Genomic DNA, 4,050 nt, shown 5'->3' on the forward strand with positions numbered 1-4,050 from the left:
GGCGAGCAGACCGTGGCCGCGGTGCTCGATTCCGGCCTGCGCGGCCGTGGCGGCGCGGCCTTCCCCGCCGGGATCAAATGGCGCACCGTGCGCGACACGCCGCAGCAGCAGAAGTACGTGGTGTGCAACGCCGACGAAGGCGACTCCGGCACCTTCGCCGACCGCATGCTGATGGAGGGCGACCCGTTCCTGCTGATCGAAGGCATGGCCATTGCCGGCATCGCAGTCGGCGCCAGCTACGGCTATATCTACGTGCGCTCGGAATATCCCCAGGCGGTGGCCACCCTGCGCGAAGCCCTGGACATCGCCCGGGATGCCGGTTATCTCGGGGCCAATGCCGGCGCTAGCGGCCAGGCCTTCGACATGGAGGTGCGGGTCGGTGCCGGGGCCTATATCTGCGGCGAGGAAACCGCTCTGCTGGACTCCCTGGAAGGCAAGCGCGGCATCGTCCGCGCCAAGCCGCCGATCCCGGCGCTGCAAGGCCTGTTCGGCCAGCCGACCCTGGTGCACAACGTGCTGACCCTGGCCTCGGTACCGCTGATCCTGGCCAAGGGCGCGCCGTTCTATCGCGACTACGGCATGGGCCGGTCCCTGGGCACCATGCCCTTCCAACTGGCGGGCAACGTGCGCCATGGCGGCCTGGTGGAGCGGGCCTTCGGCCTGACCCTGCGCGAGCTGGTGGAAGGCTATGGCGGCGGCACCGCCAGTGGCCGGCCACTGAAGGCGGCGCAAGTCGGTGGCCCCCTGGGCGCCTGGGTACCGCCTTCGCAGTTCGATACGCCGCTGGATTACGAAGCCTTCGCCGCCATGGGCGCGATGCTCGGCCACGGTGGCGTGGTGGTGGCCGACGACAGCCTGGACCTGGCCCGCATGGCGCGCTTCGCCCTGCAGTTCTGCGCCGAGGAATCCTGCGGCAAATGCACCCCGTGCCGCATCGGCTCGACCCGCGGCGTGGAGGTCATCGATCGCCTGCTGGCCGCTCCCGATCAAGGCCGCCGCGATGAGCAGGCGCTGATCCTCAAGGACCTGTGCGACACCCTGCAATACGGCTCGCTGTGCGCCCTGGGCGGGATGACCTCCTACCCGGTGGCCAGCGCCCTGAAGCACTTCCCCGCCGACTTCGGTCTGGCGCCCTCGGAGGCCGAGCAATGATCACTCTTTTCGACCCAGCCACAGACATCGATCTCAATGCCGTGGACTTCGGCACCCCGGCCCGCGACAGCCAGGTGCAGGTCAGCCTGAACATCGACGGGCGCAGCATCAGCGTGCCCCAGGGCACCTCGGTGATGCGCGCCGCGGCCCTGATGGGCACCACCATTCCCAAACTCTGCGCCACCGACAGCCTGGAAGCCTTCGGTTCGTGCCGCATGTGCCTGGTGGAGATCGACGGCATGCGCGGCTACCCGGCCTCCTGCACCACCCCGGTCAGCGAAGGCATGGTGGTGCATACGCAAACGCCGAAACTGGCGACCCTGCGCCGCAACGTGATGGAGCTGTACATCTCCGACCACCCTCTGGACTGCCTGACCTGCTCGGCCAACGGCAACTGCGAACTGCAGACCGTGGCCGGCCAGGTGGGCCTGCGGGAAGTGCGCTACGGCTATGACGGCGCCAACCACCTGCAGGATCAGAAAGACACCTCCAACCCCTACTTCGACTACGACCCGAGCAAGTGCATCGTCTGCAACCGCTGCGTGCGCGCCTGCGAGGAAACCCAGGGCACCTTCGCCCTGACCATCAGCGGCCGCGGCTTCGAATCCCGGGTTGCGGCGGCCGGTGGCGACAACTTCCTGGACTCCGAATGCGTGTCCTGCGGCGCCTGCGTGCAGGCCTGCCCCACCGCCACCCTGATGGAAAAGAGCGTGGTGCAGATGGGCCAGCCGGAGCGGGCGGTGATCACCACCTGCGCCTACTGCGGGGTGGGTTGCTCGTTCCGCGCCGAGATGAAGGGCGACCAGCTGGTGCGCATGGTTCCGGACAAGAACGGCCAGGCCAACCACGGCCACTCCTGCGTCAAGGGCCGCTTCGCCTGGGGCTACGCCACCCACCCGGATCGCATCACCAAGCCGATGATTCGCAAGCACATCAGCGACCCGTGGCAGGAAGTCAGCTGGGACGAAGCAGTGACCTACGCCGCCAGCGAGCTGCGGCGCATCCAGTTCAAATATGGCCGCGATTCCATCGGCGGCATCACCTCCAGCCGCTGCACCAACGAGGAAACCTACCTGGTGCAGAAGCTGGTGCGGGCGGCCTTCGGCAACAACAACGTCGATACCTGCGCCCGGGTCTGCCACTCGCCCACCGGCTACGGCCTCAAGCAGACCCTGGGGGAATCCGCCGGGACCCAGAGCTTCGACTCGGTGATGCAGGCCGACGTGATCCTGGTGATGGGCGCCAACCCCAGCGACGCCCACCCGGTGTTCGGCTCCCAGCTCAAGCGCCGCCTGCGTGAAGGGGCCAAGCTGATCGTCATCGACCCGCGGCGCATCGACCTGGTGGACTCGGTGCACGCCCGCGCCGAGCTGCACCTGGCCCTGCGCCCCGGCACCAACGTGGCCATGCTCAATGCCCTGGCGCATGTGATCGTCACTGAAGGGCTGGTCGACCAGGAGTTCGTCAGCGCCCGCTGCGAGCCCGAGGCCTTCGCCCTGTGGAGCGCCTTCGTCAGCCGCGCGGACAACTCGCCGGAAGTGCTCGGCGCCATCTGCGGCGTGCCCGCCGCCGATATCCGTGCCGCCGCACGCCTCTACGCCACCGGCGGCAACGCGGCGATCTACTACGGCCTGGGGGTCACTGAGCACAGCCAGGGCAGCACCTCGGTCATGGGCATCGCCAACCTGGCCATGGCCACCGGCAACATCGGCCGCGAAGGGGTGGGCGTGAACCCGCTGCGAGGGCAGAACAACGTCCAGGGTTCCTGCGACATGGGCTCCTTCCCCCACGAGCTGCCGGGCTATCGGCACATCTCCAACCAGGCGGTGCGCCAGCAGTTCGAGCAGGCCTGGAACGTCACCCTGCAGGCCGATCCCGGGCTGCGCATTCCCAACATGTTCGAAGCAGCCCTGGGCGGCAGCTTCAAGGGCCTGTACTGCCAGGGCGAGGACATCGCCCAGAGCGACCCCAACACCCAGCACGTGACCGCGGCCCTGTCGGCCATGGAATGCGTGGTGGTGCAGGACATCTTCCTCAACGAAACCGCCAAGTTCGCCCACGTGTTCCTGCCGGGCAGCTCGTTCCTGGAAAAGGACGGCACTTTCACCAACGCCGAACGGCGCATCTCCCGGGTGCGCAAGGTCATGGAACCGCTGGGCGGCAAGGCCGACTGGGAAGGCACCCTGGCCCTGGCCGCGGCCCTGGGCTACCCGATGCACTACAGCCATCCCTCGGAAATCATGGATGAGATCGCCCGCCTGACCCCGACCTTCACCGGCGTCAGCTACGCCAGCCTGGACCGCCACGGCAGCCTGCAATGGCCGTGCAACGACGCCGCGCCGGACGGCACGCCGACCATGCACATCGACGAGTTCGTGCGCGGCAAGGGGCGCTTCATGCTCACCGGCTACGTGCCCACCGACGAGAAGGTCAACGGTCGCTACCCGCTGCTGCTGACCACCGGCCGCATCCTCAGCCAGTACAACGTCGGCGCCCAGACCCGACGCACCGACAACGTCGCCTGGCACGCCGAGGACCGCCTGGAAATCCACCCCACCGATGCCGAGAGCCGGGGCATCAACGAAGGCGACTGGGTGGGCATCGGCAGCCGCGCCGGGCAGACCGTGCTGCGGGCCCGGGTCACCGAGCGGGTGGCACCGGGGGTGGTCTACACCACCTTCCACTTCCCCGAGTCGGGGGCCAACGTGATCACCACCGACAACTCCGACTGGGCCACCAACTGTCCGGAATACAAGGTCACCGCGGTGGAAGTCAGCCGCGTCTACCACCCTTCCGAATGGCAGAAGCGCTACCAGGCATTCAGCGAAGAGCAGCATCGCCTGCTGGACAAGCGTGGCCGCTCCCGGGGCGGCAAGGCGGAGGTGCGCCGATGAGCAC

At 68.1% G+C, this 4,050-nt stretch carries 2 protein-coding genes; both read left to right on the forward strand.

Annotated elements, in window-relative coordinates; translation table 11 throughout:
• Positions 1-1,152 (forward strand): NADH-quinone oxidoreductase subunit F (locus F6S12_RS30145; protein ID WP_315869718.1); only part of this gene is annotated, 1,152 nt, incomplete at its 5' end.
• Positions 1,149-4,046, forward strand: a complete 2,898-nt coding sequence (gene fdhF / locus F6S12_RS30150) for a formate dehydrogenase subunit alpha (protein ID WP_093407183.1) — start codon at positions 1,149-1,151, stop codon at positions 4,044-4,046. The genes F6S12_RS30145 and fdhF, both read left to right, overlap by 4 nt.
• Positions 4,047-4,050: the final 4 nt, after the last annotated feature.

The organism is Pseudomonas sp. JV245A (genome assembly GCF_032424515.1).
GTDB lineage: Bacteria > Pseudomonadota > Gammaproteobacteria > Pseudomonadales > Pseudomonadaceae > Aquipseudomonas > Aquipseudomonas protegens.

Bases quoted from the DNA above. Each gene is read 5' to 3' on its own strand.
- fdhF (WP_093407183.1), top strand. From the start codon at position 1,149: ATGATCACTCTTTTCGACCCAGCCACAGACATCGATCTCAATGCCGTG.